Origin of the sequence: uncultured Roseicyclus sp., assembly GCF_937892565.1 — a bacterium.
Taxonomy (GTDB): Bacteria; Pseudomonadota; Alphaproteobacteria; order Rhodobacterales; family Rhodobacteraceae; genus Roseicyclus.
The window spans coordinates 1-13,737 of record NZ_CALAHQ010000062.1 but is presented as its reverse complement, the minus strand read 5'-3'; the positions used below and the strand labels follow the sequence as shown (position 1 = coordinate 13,737).

Below are 13,737 nucleotides of genomic sequence, written 5' to 3'. Positions count from 1 at the left end.
TCGATCAGCCGCACGGCCATCATGGCGAGATAGGCCATCATGTCATTTTCGCCCAGAAAGCCGCGCATCGCGCTCAGCATCTGGGCGGCGGCGGCGTTGGGGCTGCGGCGCACCGCTTGAAAGGCATCTTCGGCCGCGTCGCCCCAATGCCATGTGTCGTTGAACGCCTCGATCTGGGCGGTGCTGCCTGACCCGTCGGGGGCTTTGAACAGCTGGTTGTAGCCCGCATTGGAATTGAAGGGCGGATCAAGATAGATCAGATCCACATGATCACCGGGCAGATCGCGCAGAACATTGAGATTGTCGCCATAATACAGGTGGTTCATCGCGCCACACCCCCACTCGTTACCCATGCGCGCCCTGCCCCGAAGCGGGGGCGCGCGCGATACCAGTTACACAGGCCAAGGTTAACCAGAGCTTGCCCCGCGGGCCAAGACGCAACTTGCCCCCGGCCCGCGCGGTTGCGCGCGACTTGGGCTTTCCCTGCCCTGCCCTTTGGGCTACCGATCGGGCCATGACATTGCGCGTTGTCGATCTTGCCTGTGCCCGTGGGCCGGCCCAGATTCTGGCGGGGGTGACCTTTGCGGTCGCGCCGGGCCAAGCGCTGATCCTGCGCGGGCCGAACGGGGCGGGGAAAACCACGCTTTTGCGCACGCTGGCGGGGTTGACGCCGCCCCTTGCAGGCCGGATCGAGGCCGACCCCGATGCCATCGCCTATGCCGCCCATGCCGACGGGCTGAAGGCGCAGCTGAGCGTGCGCGAAAACCTCGTGTTCTGGGCCGGCGTCTTTGGCACGCGCGACATCACGGCGGCGGTCGCGGCCTTTCACCTCGGCCCGCTTCTGGACCGGCGGGCGGGCGAGATGTCGGCGGGGCAAAAGCGGCGGCTGTCGCTGGCGCGGCTTCTGGTGACGGGGCGGCCGATCTGGTGTCTGGACGAGCCGACCGTGTCGCTTGATGCGGAAAACGTCGCCCGTTTCGCGAGCGCCGTGACCGCGCATCTGGGCCGGGGCGGTGCGGCCATCATCGCCACCCATATCGATCTGGGCCTGCCCACGGCACAAACCCTTGACATCACGCCCTTTGTGGCCAAGCGCATCCGCGCCGACGATCCCTTTGCCGAGGCTGTGGCATGATCGCGCTGCTGTCGCGCGACCTGGCACTGGCCATCCGCGCGGGCGGCGGATTTGGGTTGTCGCTTGCGTTTTTCCTGATCTTCACCACGATGGTGCCCTTTGGCGTGGGGCCGGAAACCGGCGTTCTGGCGGTGATCGCGCCGGGCATCTTGTGGCTGGGGGCGCTGTTGGCCTGCCTCCTGTCGCTCGACCGCATCTTTCAGCTCGATTGGGAGGACGGGACGCTCGACCTGATCGCCACCAGCCCCGTGCCGCTGGAAGGGTTGGCCGCGATCAAGGCGCTGGCGCATTGGATCACCACGGGGCTGCCGCTTGTTCTGGCAGCACCAGTGCTGGGGGTTTTGCTGAACCTGCCCGCATCGGGCCATGGTTGGCTGATGGCATCCCTGGCCCTGGGCACGCCGGCGCTGTCGGCGATCGGCACCTTTGGCGCGGCCTTGACGGTGGGGATCAAGCGGGGCGGGCTGCTCTTGTCCTTGCTGGTCTTGCCGCTTTACATGCCGACGCTGATCTTTGCCGCACTTTGCGTGACGCGCGGCGCGGCGGGGCAAGAGGCGCTGACGCCGCTTTTGCTGGTGGGCGGGATCACGCTGGGGTGTCTGGCCGTTTTGCCCTTTGCCGCCGCTGCCGCCCTCCGCGTCAATCTGCGCTAGGGGCGCGCGCGTCTGTCCCATTGTGAGCGCGAACATCCGCTTTTAAGTTTGCCCCATGGCTTCGATCTGGGAATACGCGAACCCGCGCAAATTCATGGCGACCTCCGCCTTTGTGCTGCCTTGGATTGCAGGGCTGGCAGGCGTTTGTCTTGTCGTGGGGCTGGTTTGGGGGTTTTTCTTCACGCCCGATGATTTCCGGCAGGGATCGACGGTCAAGATCATCTATATCCATGTGCCCTCGGCCATCATGGCGGTGAATGCGTGGCTGATGATGTTGGTGGCCTCGCTCATCTGGGTGATCCGGCGCCATCACGTCAGCGCGCTGGCAGCCAAGGCGGCAGCACCCGTCGGCATGGTGTTTACGCTGATCGCGCTGGCCACGGGTGCGATCTGGGGCCAACCGATGTGGGGCACATGGTGGGAATGGGATCCACGGCTGACATCGTTTCTGATCCTGTTTTTGTTCTATCTGGGTTACATGGCCTTGTGGGAGGCGATCGAGAACCCCGACAGCGCCGCCGATCTGACATCGGTGCTGTGCCTTGTGGGGTCGGTGTTCGCCGTGATCTCGCGCTATGCGCTGTTGTTCTGGAACCAGGGGCTGCATCAGGGGGCCACCCTGTCGCTTGATCGGGAGCAGAATATTTCCAACGTTTTCTGGTATCCGCTGGTGATCAGTCTGGCTGGCTTCGGGTTCCTGTTTCTGGCGCTGGTGCTGTATCGCACGCAGACCGAAATTCGCGCCCGCCGCCTCAAGGCGTTGATCGCGCAGGAAAGGATGGGCTGAAGATGCCCGATCTGGGTCAATATGCGGTCTATGTGCTGGCGTCTTACGCGGTGTCGCTGGGGCTGTTGGCGGTGATCATCCTTGCCTCGATCTTTCAGGCGCGCCGCATCCGCGCGCGTCTGGAAGAGGTGGAAAGCCGCAAAGACCGCGCGGCATGAAGATCAATTGGCTTATGCTTGCACCGCTGGTGGTGACGGCGGGGTTTTTCGGGATCGCTGGCTATCAGCTGATGAACACGCAAAACGCCCTGCAGCAAGGCGTTGACACGCAAGCCCTGCCCTCGGCGCAGCAAGGGCGGGTGGCCCCTGATCTGGCTTTGCAGCCTTTGGGGCAGACCCCGCTGTTGACGCGCGCGGATCTGGCGGGAAACGGGTTGGTCATGGTGAATTTCTTCGCCAGCTGGTGCCCGCCCTGCCGGGCCGAACACCCGGTTCTGACCGCGCTGGCCGATGCGGGGGCGCCGCTTTACGGGGTGAATTACCGCGACAGGCTTGAACAGGCGGTGGCGTTTCTGGATGAGCTGGGCAATCCCTATGACAGGATCGGCCGCGACGAACAGGCCCGCAACGGGCGCGATTGGGGCGTGGTGGCCATGCCCGAAACCTTTTTCATCGACAACGACGGCGTCGTGGTGCTGCATTTTCGCGGGCCCGTGACCGAGCGCGCCCTGCGGGGCCAGATCCGCCCGGCGCTGGAGGCTGCGGGCCATAGCCTGCCGTTGTTGCCCGGTGAAACGCCTGCGACCAATTGAACGGGCCACACGCCGCCCGAACAGGCGTCAATAGATGTATCGGATCTGATCGGACCAATAGCGTTCGATGCGCTTGAGCGAATGGCTGACGCGGTCGAGCGCATCGATATTGAGAACGCCGTTCTTTTCCAAGCCTTCGGCATGCCGGACAAAAAGCTCTGACACGATTTCGCGCACATGGCGACCCTTTGAGGTCAGCCGCACCCGGACCGATCTGCGGTCGATCTCACAGCGCTGGTGGTGCATATACCCCATCTCGACCAGCTTCTTGAGATTGTAGGACACGTTGGAGCCTTGATAATAGCCGCGCGTCTTCAGTTCGCCGGCCGTGACCTCATGCTCGCCGATGTTGAACAGCAACAATGCCTGAACCGCATTGATGTCGAGGATCCCCAGCCGCTCGAATTCATCCTTGATCACATCCAGCAGCAATCGGTGCAACCGCTCCACCATGGACAAGGACTCCAGATACCCGATCAGGAATCCGGATCGGGTGGAGGTCGCGAGGGGCGATTGCATGCTCATCATGGGCTCCGCAGCTTGTGCTTCGCATCCGACATGCACCGGGATTCGCCAAAATTCAGTTAACGGATCGCCGATAGCCGATCAGGGCCGTCGATCTCGGCGGCAAGTGCCGACAGGAAGGGGCGCAACAGCGCGGGCGGCTCGGCCTGTCCGGTCAGCCAGGCGTAAAGATCCTGATCCGCCTCGGCCATCACCGCCTCAAAGGCCTCGAGCGTGGCATCATCGGCGCGATCAAGATTGCGCGCGGCCCAGCCGCCAAGGATCAGGTCCATTTCCTTGATGCCCCGATGGCCGGCCCGCATCTTCAACCGTTTCAACCTGATGTCGCGTGGTTCCATCGCCCCTATCCCCTTTGGCTCAATGCAAGGCGCAACCGCTTGTCCAGCCGCCCCATCCGGTCGGCCATGCGCGCCTGATCCAGCCGCATCTGCCGCAACTCGGCCAGAAGCGCCAGCAGATCATCGGGCAGCGGGGCATTTTGCGCGGGGCTGTCCAGCCCGTCACCCTTGCCGGTCAAAAGCCACATGATCGACACGCCCAAAAGACCCGCCAGCATCTGAAGCTTGTTGGCGCGCGGGTCTGCCTGATCGTCTTCCCATGCGCGGATGGTGGCCAGCCTGACACCCAAGCGCCGGGCCAGTTCGGTCTGGCTCAATCCCGCCGCCTCGCGCGCGCCGGTGATCCGGTCGCCCAGCGTGGCTGTGTCGGCATCATACCATCCCGGCCCCAAGGTCACATCCCCTGTCATCTCTCTCCCCTTCTCGGCTTGATCGCGACGAAGTGGCACCCTAATGCTTTGGCGACGAAATTGCCACCCGTTGCCCGATCGCAGGGCACGGCCCAACCCGGAGCATCCCATGCCCTTCCTGTCCAGCACGCTTGCGCGCGTGAAACCTTCGCCCACCATCGCCGTCACCAACCTTGCGGCGGAACTCAAGGCCAAGGGGCAAGATGTGATCGGCCTTGGCGCGGGCGAGCCTGATTTCGACACGCCGCAAAACATCAAGGATGGCGCCATCGCGGCCATTGTCGCGGGCAAGACGAAATACACCGCCGTTGACGGCATCCCCGAGTTGAAACAGGCGGTCTGTGCCAAGTTCAAGCGCGACAACGGGCTGAATTACACACCCGCGCAGGTCAGCGTCGCAAGCGGTGGCAAACAGATCCTTTACAATGCGCTGATGGCGACCCTGAACCCCGGCGACGAGGTGATCATCCCCGCCCCCTACTGGGTCAGCTATCCCGATATGGTGCTTTTGGCCGGTGGCACGCCCGTCTTTGTCGAAGGGCCGAGCCAGAACGCCTACAAGATCACCCCTGCCGATCTTGAGGCCGCGATCACGCCCAAGACCAAATGGTTCATCTTCAACTCGCCCTCGAACCCGACCGGCGCGGGCTATACGGCGGCCGAACTCAAGGCGTTGACCGATGTTCTGATGCGCCATCCCCATGTCTGGGTGATGACCGACGACATGTATGAGCATCTGGCCTATGATGATTTCAAATTCGCCACCCCCGCACAGGTCGAGCCCGGCCTTTATGATCGCACGCTGACCTGCAACGGCGTGTCCAAGGCCCATGCCATGACCGGCTGGCGCATCGGCTATGCGGCGGGCCCCGTCGAGCTGATCAAGGCGATGGGCAAGGTGCAGTCGCAATCCACCTCCAACCCCTGCACCATCTCGCAATGGGCGGCGGTCGAGGCGCTGAACGGCCCGCAAGACTACATCGCCACCAACAACGCCATCTTCAAACGCCGCCGCGATCTGGTGGTGGCGATGCTGAACGAGGCACCCGGCGTCACCTGCCCCGTGCCCGAGGGGGCGTTTTACGTCTATCCCTCGATCACGGGCTGCATGGGCAAAACCACGCCCGCAGGCACGGTGATCGACACGGACGAGATCTTTGCCAAGGCGCTGTTGGAGGAAAAGGGCGTGGCGGTCGTGTTCGGCGGGGCCTTCGGCCTTAGCCCCTGCTTCCGCGTCAGCTATGCCACGGCGGACGAAACCCTGCGCGAGGCCTGCACGCGGATCCAGGATTTCTGCGCGGCCCTGCGCTAACCGGCGCGGGGGCGGGTCTTTGATCCGCCCCGGCCCGCATCGGGTGGCGTTGACGCGCGTCAAGGCCACCCAGACCCCGGCACGCTAGGCTTTTGGTCAGTTGCCCCTTGCGCGCGATCGGTCCGACCGACGGCGCACAGACCGGACCCGACCAAGCATGAAGACGACCCTTTTCCTGATGGCGCTGGCGGGCATGCTGGCATTGGCCGCCTGCAACCAAGCGCCCCCCGGGTGCTATCCGATTTCGGGCCAGCCCTGTTCGCCCGATGATCCGGTGCACGACCTGCGCCCCGGGTGGATGATGCCGGTCTGACCGGGCACGACGGCCGCGCTTACAGCCCCAGCTTGGCGCTGACCAATTGGTTGACCACGGCTGGATTGGCCTTGCCGCCCGTGGCCTTCATCACCTGCCCCACGAACCAGCCCGCCAGCTTGGGATTGGCCTTGGCCTTTTCCACCTGATCGGGGTTGGCCGCGATGATCTCATCGACGGCGGTCTCGATCGCGCCGGTATCGGTCACCTGTTTCAACCCGCGCGCCGCGACGATCTGGACCGGGTCGCCGCCTTCGGCAAAGACGATCTCGAACACATCCTTGGCGATCTTGCCCGAGATGTCGCCCGATTTGATCAGGCGGATGATACCCCCCAATTGCGCCGGGCTGACCGGGCTTTGGGTGATGTCTTGCTCTTGCTTTTTCAGGCGGCCGAACAATTCGTTGATCACCCAGTTGGCGGCCAGCTTGCCATCGCCGCTTTTCGTTTGCGCGCCCTCCGGCGCGACCTCTGCCACAACGGCCTCAAAGAAATGCGCGGCATCCAGATCGGCGGTCAGCACGCTCGCGTCATAATCCGACAACCCATAAACGCCGATGAAGCGCGCCTTTTTCGCATCGGGCAATTCGGGCAGCGCAGCGGCCAGATCATCCACCCAAGCCTGCTCGATTTCCAGCGGCAAAAGGTCCGGATCGGGGAAGTAGCGGTAATCATGCGCCTCTTCCTTGGATCGCATCGACCGCGTTTCACCCTTGTCGGGATCATAAAGCCGGGTTTCCTGATCGACCTTGCCCCCCGCCTCAAGGATCGCGATCTGGCGGCGTGCCTCGTAGTCGATTGCGGCCTGGATGAAGCGCAGCGAGTTCATGTTCTTGATCTCGCACCGCGTGCCCAGATGGCCGAAATCCTGTGTCGCCTGATAGCGCTCATAGGCACCGGGACGGCAGACCGACACATTCACATCGGCGCGCAGATTGCCGTTTTGCATGTTGCCGTCACAGGTGCCCAGATACAGCATGATCTGGCGCAACTTGGCGACATAGGCGGCCGCTTCCTCGGGGCCGCGGATATCGGGGCGCGACACGATCTCCATCAGGGCCACACCCGTGCGGTTGAGATCGACAAAGGACAAGGCCGGGTCCATGTCATGGATCGACTTGCCCGCGTCTTGTTCCAGATGGATGCGCTCGATGCGCACCAGACGCGCGGTGGGTTTTTCGCCTGCGGACCCCGCCCCCATTTCCACCAGCACCTCGCCCTCGCCCACGAGCGGCGCGTAAAGCTGGCTGATCTGATAGCCCTGCGGCAGATCGGGGTAGAAGTAATTCTTGCGGTCAAAGGCCGAGCGCAGATGGATTTGCGCCTTGAGGCCCAAGCCCGTGCGCACCGCTTGCGCCACGCAGGCCTCGTTGATCACGGGCAACATGCCGGGCATGCCGGCATCGACGAAGGCGACATTGGAATTGGGCTCGGCCCCGAACCGGGTCGAGGCGCCCGAAAACAGCTTTGACCGGGTTGCGACCTGAGCATGCACCTCCATGCCGATCACCAGTTCCCAATCATGCCTGGCACCCGCGATCACCTTGGGCTTGGGGGATTGATAGGTCAGGTCGAGCATGGTCTGCCTCCGTGCGGGACGGGTTGCGCTGTTGGCTTGCGTTTAGGTCAGCCAACGGGGCGGGGCAAGGGGCCGGGATCGGCGAGAAGTCGCCGAAATCGGCAATCGCGGACCAAAGCGGTTGTCGATCAGCCGCGATTGCGGGCACCAAACACTGCCTGAAGCAACAAAAGAGCCGCCCCAGTGAGAATTTCGCTCAAAGTCGCCGGTCTGGCCGTGCTCTGCTTGGCAAGCCTTTCGGGCTGCGTGCCCTCTGCGACCTACTCCAGCCGGGGTGGGGCGGATGATGCGTTTCCGATGCGCTGGGATCACGTGCCCGCCGCCACCCAATGGGAGACGGCCGGCCTTGCAGCCCTCGACAGCCATGCCGCGATCTTGCCCGATCTGGTGCCCGCCGACATCGACACATGGTGCCCCGCCTATGAACAGGCCCGCGAACCCCAGCGCGAGGCCTTTTGGCTGGGCCTGATGTCGGCGCTGGCCCACCACGAAAGCACCTGGAACCAAGCGGCCGTGGGCGGCGGCGGGCGCTGGTTCGGTCTGGTGCAGATCAGCCCGTCTACCGCGCGGCTTCATGGCTGTGAGGCCACAAGCGGACAGGCTTTGCTGGACGGTGCTGCCAATGTCAGCTGCGCCTTGCGGATCTGGGCCAAGACCGTGCCGCGCGACGGGGTGGTGGCAGAAGGTCGGCGCGGCATTGCCGCCGATTGGGGCCCGATGCATCCCAGCCAAGCGCGCAAGCGCGAAGACATCCGCGCATGGATGCAAGACCAACCCTATTGTCAGGGCTGACCGCCGCGCCGAACGCGCACCATGGGCAAGCCCGGCGCGCCTTGCTAGCCTGTGGGCATGACCCAGCCTGCCACCCCATCCCCACCGCCCATCCGCCCGAGCGCGCGAATAGACGCGCTCGATCTGGCGCGGGCGGCGGCTTTGGGCGCGATGGTGCTGTTTCATGTCGTCTTTGATCTGGAACTCTTTGGCCTTGTCAGCCCCGGCATGACGATGCAGCCCGGCTGGCGCTGGCTGGCCTATCTGACGGCGGGCAGCTTTCTGTTTCTGGCCGGGGCAAGCCTGTGGCTGGCGCATGGCGCAGGGATCGGCTGGCGCGGGTTCTGGCGGCGGCTGGCGATGATCGGGGCGGCGGCGCTGGCCATCACGGCGGGCACCGCCATCGCGATGCCGGATCGGTTCATCTTTTTTGGCATCCTGCACGCCATCGCGGCCGCGAGCCTTCTGGGGCTGCTGTGGCTGCGCCTGCCCGTTCTTGTGCTGGTGATCGGTGGCATCGCCGTGCTGACCCTGCCGCAGCTTGCGCGCTTTGCCGCGCTCGATGCGCCATGGTTCTGGTGGACCGGGCTACAGGCCACGGGTCTGCGGTCGGTCGATTACGTGCCGCTCTTTCCGTGGTTCGCGCCCTTTCTCTTCGGGCTGGCCGCAGCAAAGCTGATGGCGCGCGCCGGGATTTGGGCGCGGCTGGCCCGCTGGAAAGCACCGCGCGCGCTGGCCCCTTTGATCCGGGCGGGGCAGCACAGCCTGATCCTCTATCTGGTCCACCAGCCGGTGCTGATCGCGCTGATCTGGATCATGCTTCAGCTTCGCGCCTGATCGCGTCATCTTTCCCCAAATACGCAAGCGCGGCCGCCCACCCCACGCCTGGCCGGTCAAGGGCCGTGCACCGGCCGTGGGCTCAGCCCGCCAGCATCCGACCCACCATCTCGGACAGATCGCGGCTCAACCCGGGCTGTGCGGCGCATCGCGCCAATTCGGCCCGCATCATCGCCTGCCTGTCGGCATCATAGCGGGCCCATGTCTCAAAGGCCGTCGACATGCGCGCGGCGGTCTGTGGGTTCTTGGCATCAAGCCGCATCAGCCAATCCGCCACAAACCGATATCCCGCCCCCGAGGGGTCATGAAACCCTGCCGGATTGCCCGAGGTCAGACCGGCAAGAACTGCGCGAAAGCGGTTGGGATTGGTCCAGTCGAACAGCGGATGGGTGCTCAGCCGCGCGGCCGTGGCGACCGCCGCCTTGGGTTCGGCATGCGCGATCTGGACCATGAACCATTTGTCCATCACCAGCCGATCATCTTTCCACCGCTCGAAGAAGCGCGCCGCGATCTGCGTGTCGCCCGCCTCGATCAGCGCGACAAAGCCCGCCATCTCGTCGGTCATGTTGCTGGCGGCTTCGTGGTGCGCGCGCGCCCGCGCAGGCCCTTCGATCTGCGTCAACAGCATCAGGCAGGCGTTGCGCAACGCGCGCCTTGCGGCCTGATCGGCAGCGGGGCTGTAGCTGGGCCCAGGGTCCATCGCGGCATAAAGCGCCGCCAGAACCGGCGCCAACGCCCCGGCCATGGCCGCTTGCAGCGCGCGCCGCGTGGCATGGATCACCGTGGGGTCGGGCACCAGCCCGGCGTCATGGGCGGCCTGCGCCATGTCATCCTCGGACGGAAGGGCCAGGGCCAAGGCGCGAAAGGCCGGATCAAGCCCGTCGTCGCCCAAAAGCCGCCCCAGCGCCGCGAACAGCGCCGGATCGGGTGCGCCCCCCGCCAGCATGCCCAGAAGCGTTTCGCGCATCAGGCTGCGCCCGGCCTCCCAGCGGGTGAAGGGATCGGTGTCATGGGCCAACAAGACCAGCCGATCATCGCGCGTGAGCGGCGCATCAAGAATAACCGGCGCCGAAAACCCCCGCAACAGCGACGGGACCACCCGATCAGGCACCCCCACCCCCGCCTGTGCGGCCAAGGCTGCCAGATCGAAATCGACCACCCTCTCGGGGCGGTCCAGAACCACCATGGTCTGGGGCAAAAGCGCGGTCCCGTCGGGCGCGAGCACCCCCAGCACGACCGGGATCACCATGGGGTCCTTGTGCGGTTGGCCGGGTGTGGGCGGGACATCCTGGCGCAGCCTCAGCCGCAGCGCATGGCCCGTGATCTGCCAATCCGCGCGCAGGCGGGGCGTGCCCGCCTGAGTGTACCAGCGCTTGAACTGTGACAGGTCGCGGCCCGTCACATCCTCGAACACCGCCAGCCAATCCTCGATGGTGCAGGCCTGCCCGTCATGGCGGCGGAAATATTCGTCGAGCGCGGCGCGATAGGCTTGCGCGCCCACCAGATGGCGCAGCATGCCGATCACCTCGGCGCCCTTTTCATAGACGGTCGCGGTGTAGAAATTGTTGATCTCGGCATAGGATTCGGGGCGGACATTATGCGCAAGCGGCCCCGCATCCTCGCGGAACTGGCGCGCGCGCAGTTGCAGCACCTCTTCGATGCGCTGCACGGGCGCGCTGCGCTGATCGGCGCTGAATTGCTGATCGCGAAACACGGTCAGCCCTTCCTTGAGGCAAAGCTGGAACCAATCGCGACAGGTGATGCGGTTGCCCGTCCAGTTGTGGAAATATTCATGCGCCACGATGCTTTCGATGAATTCGAAATCGCGGTCGGTGGCGGTCTTTGGGCTGGCCAGAACATATTTGGAATTGAAGATGTTGAGGCCCTTGTTCTCCATCGCGCCCATGTTGAAATCATCGACTGCCACGATGTTGAACACCGCCAGATCATAGGCGCGGCCATAGACCGCCTCGTCCCAGGCCATCGACCGCTTGAGCGCATCCATCGCATAGGCGCATTTGCCCTCATCGCCGGGCCTGACCCAGATGTTGAGCGCAACATCCCGCCCCTCCATCGTGGTGAAACGGTCGCCATGAGCGACCAGATCACCCGCCACCAGTGCAAAAAGATAGGCGGGTTTGGGCCATGGATCATGCCATTCGGCCCAACCGGGGCCTTGGGCGACCGGGTTGCCGTTGGACAGGAGCACCGGCAGATCGGCCTCGATGCGCACGTCAAAGGGCGCCATCACATCGGGGCGGTCGGGGTAATAGGTGATCTTGCGAAACCCTTCGGCCTCGCATTGGGTGCAGAACATCCCCCCCGAGATATACAGCCCTTCGAGCGCGGTATTGGCCTTGGGGTCGATCTCGACCTCGGCCTGCCAGACAAAGGATGCGCCGGGCAAGCGGTCCGCCGCGACCCGCAACCCGGTGGGCGTGAGCACATGATCCCCAACGCCAAGGGCCACCCCATCAATCGCCGCGTCGATCAGGCGCAGCCCTTCACCGTCCAGCCACAGATCGCCCCCCGCCCCATCGGGGTTGCGCCGAAACCGGATCGACGCGGCGACCCGCGTGTGCTCGGGCGCCAGCCGAAAGGTCAACGCCACATGATCCACCAGATAGGCAGGCGGGCGGTAATCGGCCAGATGGATGTCTTGGGGGGCGGTCTGGGTCATCACGGCTCCTGCGGTGTGGCTTGGGCCGACAGGCTAGGCGCGCGCGGCGCGCGCTGCAAGCCGGGCCCTTTGACAGCCGCCGCATGGCTGCTATCTGACCGGCCATGGGTCAGGATGTTCTTGTTTGGTTCAAGCGCGATCTGCGGGTAAACGATAATCCCGTGCTGGCCCAAGCGGCGGCACGGGGCGGCCGGGTCTTGCCCCTGTTCATCGCCGACCCCGAGGCTTGGGCACAGCCCGACGCCGCCGCCCGCCACTGGGCCTTCGTGGCCGAAACCCTGACGGAATTGCGCGGCCATCTTGCGGGCTTGGGCGCGCCGCTGGTGGTGCGCACGGGCCCCACTCGGGCGGTGCTGGACAGGCTTTGCCAGATCACCGGCATCCGTCACATCATGAGCCTTGAGGAAACCGGCAATGGCTGGAGCTATGCGCGCGACCGCGCCATCGCGGCTTGGGCGCGCGATGCGGGCATCTTGTGGCAAGAAGTCCCGCAGCCGGGCGTCGTGCGCCGCCTGCACAGCCGCGATGGCTGGGCCGGGCGGCGCGAACGCGCTGTGCGCGCCGCGCTGATCCCCGCGCCCACAGCGCTGCACGGCTTCGCGCTCGATCCGGGCAAGATCCCCGATGCGCGCGATCTGGGGCTGCCCGCCGATCCCTGCCCGGGGCGCCAGACAGGCGGGCGCGGTGCCGGTCTGGCGCTGCTTGACAGCTTTCTTGACCTCCGGGGGCGCGATTACCGGCGCGCCATGTCCTCGCCGCTGTCGGGCGCCGACGCGTGTTCGCGCCTGTCTCCGCATCTGGCCTGGGGCACGCTCAGCCCGCGCGAAGCCGCTCAGGCCGCAACCCGGCGCAAGCTGCAAGCCCCCCCTGCGCGCGACGGCTGGGCGGGTGCGCTCAAAAGCTTCGAGGCCCGCCTCGCCTGGCGCGATCATTTCATGCAAAAGCTCGAAGATGCCCCCAGCCTCGAGACGCGCTGCCTGCATTCCGCCTATGAGGGGCTGCGCCCGCGTGAACCCGATGGGGCGCGGCGGATCGCCTGGGAACAGGGCGAAACCGGCATTCCCTTTGTCGATGCCTGCATGCGGTCGCTGATCGCCACGGGATGGCTGAATTTCCGCATGCGCGCGATGCTGGTCTCGGTGGCCAGCTATCACCTCTGGCTTGACTGGCGCGCAACGGGGCCGCATCTGGCGCGGCTGTTCACCGATTACGAGCCGGGCATCCACTGGCCACAGATGCAGATGCAATCGGGCACCACGGGCATGAACACGCTGCGCATCTACAACCCCGTGAAACAGGGGCAAGATCAAGATCCGACCGGGGCCTTTACCCGCCGATGGTGCCCGGAATTGCGCGACCTGCCCGATGCGTATCTGCAATCGCCCTGGCTTTGGGCGGGCGCCGCAGGGGTGCTGGACAAGACCTATCCCGCCCCGATCATCGACATCGCCACGGCCGCCCGCACGGCCCGTGACGCGGTCTGGGCGGTGCGACGCGGCGCGCAGTTCCATGGCGAAGCCGCAGCGCTGGTCGACAAACACGCCAGCCGCAAGGATCGCGGAGCCGGGCGCCATTTCGTCAATGACCGCAGCCCGAAACGCCGCCCCACCCCCATGGCCCAAGACCAACTCAGCTTTGATCTCTAG

Annotated in this window: 15 protein-coding genes and 1 pseudogene; 10 read left to right on the top strand and 6 right to left on the bottom strand. The window is 65.2% G+C overall.

The features are described 5' to 3' along the window. Positions 1-353 (bottom strand): annotated as a pseudogene (locus tag Q0094_RS08150) (site-specific DNA-methyltransferase); the annotation flags it as partial. A gap of 161 nt (positions 354-514) precedes the next feature. Between Q0094_RS08150 and ccmA the strand changes: the two are divergent. From ccmA to Q0094_RS08125, 5 genes are read left to right on the top strand one after another with little or no spacing between them, the layout of a single operon-like run. Beyond that, positions 515-1,135, top strand: a complete 621-nt coding sequence (gene ccmA, locus Q0094_RS08145; RefSeq protein WP_297617589.1) for a heme ABC exporter ATP-binding protein CcmA — start codon at positions 515-517, stop codon at positions 1,133-1,135. After that, a complete protein-coding gene (ccmB, locus tag Q0094_RS08140) occupies positions 1,132-1,788 on the top strand; it encodes a heme exporter protein CcmB (RefSeq protein WP_297617587.1) in 657 nt (218 codons plus the stop codon). The genes ccmA and ccmB overlap by 4 nt, the downstream gene beginning before the upstream one ends. A 55-nt stretch (positions 1,789-1,843) precedes the next feature. After that, on the top strand, positions 1,844-2,575 hold the full coding sequence (locus Q0094_RS08135; protein ID WP_297617585.1) for a heme ABC transporter permease: 732 nt from the start codon (positions 1,844-1,846) through the stop codon (positions 2,573-2,575). 2 nt (positions 2,576-2,577) lie between these two features. Next, entirely contained in the window at positions 2,578-2,733 is a 156-nt protein-coding gene (gene ccmD / locus Q0094_RS08130) for a heme exporter protein CcmD (RefSeq protein WP_297617582.1), read from the top strand. Continuing rightward, positions 2,730-3,326: a DsbE family thiol:disulfide interchange protein gene (locus Q0094_RS08125; protein WP_297617579.1), complete on the top strand. Its 597-nt coding sequence runs from the start codon at positions 2,730-2,732 to the stop codon at positions 3,324-3,326. Before ccmD ends, Q0094_RS08125 begins: the two co-directional genes overlap by 4 nt. A gap of 27 nt (positions 3,327-3,353) precedes the next feature. On the opposite strand, the gene Q0094_RS08120 is transcribed toward Q0094_RS08125, so the two are convergent. The 3 genes from Q0094_RS08120 to Q0094_RS08110 are packed head-to-tail and all read right to left on the bottom strand — an operon-like array spanning position 3,354 to position 4,599. After that, positions 3,354-3,851, bottom strand: coding sequence for a winged helix DNA-binding protein (locus Q0094_RS08120; protein WP_297617576.1), 498 nt, complete (start codon positions 3,849-3,851; stop codon positions 3,354-3,356). 59 nt (positions 3,852-3,910) lie between these two features. Continuing rightward, positions 3,911-4,189: a succinate dehydrogenase assembly factor 2 gene (locus Q0094_RS08115; protein ID WP_297617573.1), complete on the bottom strand. Its 279-nt coding sequence runs from the start codon at positions 4,187-4,189 to the stop codon at positions 3,911-3,913. A 5-nt stretch (positions 4,190-4,194) separates the two neighbouring features. Further along, complete coding sequence (locus Q0094_RS08110) at positions 4,195-4,599, bottom strand: helix-turn-helix transcriptional regulator (RefSeq protein WP_297617570.1); 405 nt, start codon at positions 4,597-4,599, stop codon at positions 4,195-4,197. 109 nt (positions 4,600-4,708) lie between these two features. Here Q0094_RS08110 and Q0094_RS08105 point away from each other — a divergent pair, with 109 nt between their 5' ends. Together Q0094_RS08105 and Q0094_RS08100 are read left to right on the top strand one after the other, a co-directional pair. Beyond that, positions 4,709-5,911, top strand: coding sequence for a pyridoxal phosphate-dependent aminotransferase (locus tag Q0094_RS08105; protein WP_297617567.1), 1,203 nt, complete (start codon positions 4,709-4,711; stop codon positions 5,909-5,911). Between the two features lie 157 nt (positions 5,912-6,068). Further along, the gene (locus Q0094_RS08100; protein ID WP_297617564.1) at positions 6,069-6,224 is read left to right on the top strand and encodes a hypothetical protein; all 156 of its coding nucleotides are present in this window, start codon (positions 6,069-6,071) and stop codon (positions 6,222-6,224) included. A 19-nt stretch (positions 6,225-6,243) separates the two neighbouring features. On the opposite strand, the gene gatB is transcribed toward Q0094_RS08100, so the two are convergent. Then, entirely contained in the window at positions 6,244-7,803 is a 1,560-nt protein-coding gene (gene gatB / locus Q0094_RS08095) for an Asp-tRNA(Asn)/Glu-tRNA(Gln) amidotransferase subunit GatB (RefSeq protein ID WP_297617561.1), read from the bottom strand. Between the two features lie 183 nt (positions 7,804-7,986). On the opposite strand from gatB, the gene Q0094_RS08090 reads away from it, so the two are divergent. Both Q0094_RS08090 and Q0094_RS08085 read left to right on the top strand, forming a co-directional pair. Beyond that, a complete protein-coding gene (locus Q0094_RS08090) occupies positions 7,987-8,595 on the top strand; it encodes a transglycosylase SLT domain-containing protein (RefSeq protein WP_297617558.1) in 609 nt (202 codons plus the stop codon). A 57-nt stretch (positions 8,596-8,652) separates the two neighbouring features. After that, the gene (locus tag Q0094_RS08085) at positions 8,653-9,411 is read left to right on the top strand and encodes a DUF1624 domain-containing protein (RefSeq protein ID WP_297617555.1); all 759 of its coding nucleotides are present in this window, start codon (positions 8,653-8,655) and stop codon (positions 9,409-9,411) included. An 82-nt stretch (positions 9,412-9,493) separates the two neighbouring features. Here the strand turns inward: Q0094_RS08085 and pepN are convergent, their stop codons facing one another. Then, positions 9,494-12,091, bottom strand: a complete 2,598-nt coding sequence (gene pepN / locus Q0094_RS08080) for an aminopeptidase N (RefSeq protein ID WP_297617552.1) — start codon at positions 12,089-12,091, stop codon at positions 9,494-9,496. A 104-nt stretch (positions 12,092-12,195) separates the two neighbouring features. Here pepN and Q0094_RS08075 point away from each other — a divergent pair, with 104 nt between their 5' ends. Next, positions 12,196-13,737: a deoxyribodipyrimidine photo-lyase gene (locus tag Q0094_RS08075; protein WP_297617549.1), complete on the top strand. Its 1,542-nt coding sequence runs from the start codon at positions 12,196-12,198 to the stop codon at positions 13,735-13,737.

Excerpts from the sequence above, each read along its gene's own strand:
- ccmA (WP_297617589.1), top strand. The coding sequence starts at position 515 with ATGACATTGCGCGTTGTCGATCTTGCCTGTGCCCGTGGGCCGGCCCAG.
- ccmB (WP_297617587.1), top strand. The coding sequence starts at position 1,132 with ATGATCGCGCTGCTGTCGCGCGACCTGGCACTGGCCATCCGCGCGGGC.
- Q0094_RS08135 (WP_297617585.1), top strand. The coding sequence starts at position 1,844 with ATGGCTTCGATCTGGGAATACGCGAACCCGCGCAAATTCATGGCGACC.
- ccmD (WP_297617582.1), top strand. The coding sequence starts at position 2,578 with ATGCCCGATCTGGGTCAATATGCGGTCTATGTGCTGGCGTCTTACGCG.
- Q0094_RS08125 (WP_297617579.1), top strand. The coding sequence starts at position 2,730 with ATGAAGATCAATTGGCTTATGCTTGCACCGCTGGTGGTGACGGCGGGG.
- Q0094_RS08120 (WP_297617576.1), bottom strand. The coding sequence starts at position 3,851 with ATGAGCATGCAATCGCCCCTCGCGACCTCCACCCGATCCGGATTCCTG.
- Q0094_RS08115 (WP_297617573.1), bottom strand. The coding sequence starts at position 4,189 with ATGGAACCACGCGACATCAGGTTGAAACGGTTGAAGATGCGGGCCGGC.
- Q0094_RS08110 (WP_297617570.1), bottom strand. The coding sequence starts at position 4,599 with ATGACAGGGGATGTGACCTTGGGGCCGGGATGGTATGATGCCGACACA.
- Q0094_RS08105 (WP_297617567.1), top strand. The coding sequence starts at position 4,709 with ATGCCCTTCCTGTCCAGCACGCTTGCGCGCGTGAAACCTTCGCCCACC.
- Q0094_RS08100 (WP_297617564.1), top strand. The coding sequence starts at position 6,069 with ATGAAGACGACCCTTTTCCTGATGGCGCTGGCGGGCATGCTGGCATTG.
- gatB (WP_297617561.1), bottom strand. The coding sequence starts at position 7,803 with ATGCTCGACCTGACCTATCAATCCCCCAAGCCCAAGGTGATCGCGGGT.
- Q0094_RS08085 (WP_297617555.1), top strand. The coding sequence starts at position 8,653 with ATGACCCAGCCTGCCACCCCATCCCCACCGCCCATCCGCCCGAGCGCG.
- pepN (WP_297617552.1), bottom strand. The coding sequence starts at position 12,091 with ATGACCCAGACCGCCCCCCAAGACATCCATCTGGCCGATTACCGCCCG.
- Q0094_RS08075 (WP_297617549.1), top strand. The coding sequence starts at position 12,196 with ATGGGTCAGGATGTTCTTGTTTGGTTCAAGCGCGATCTGCGGGTAAAC.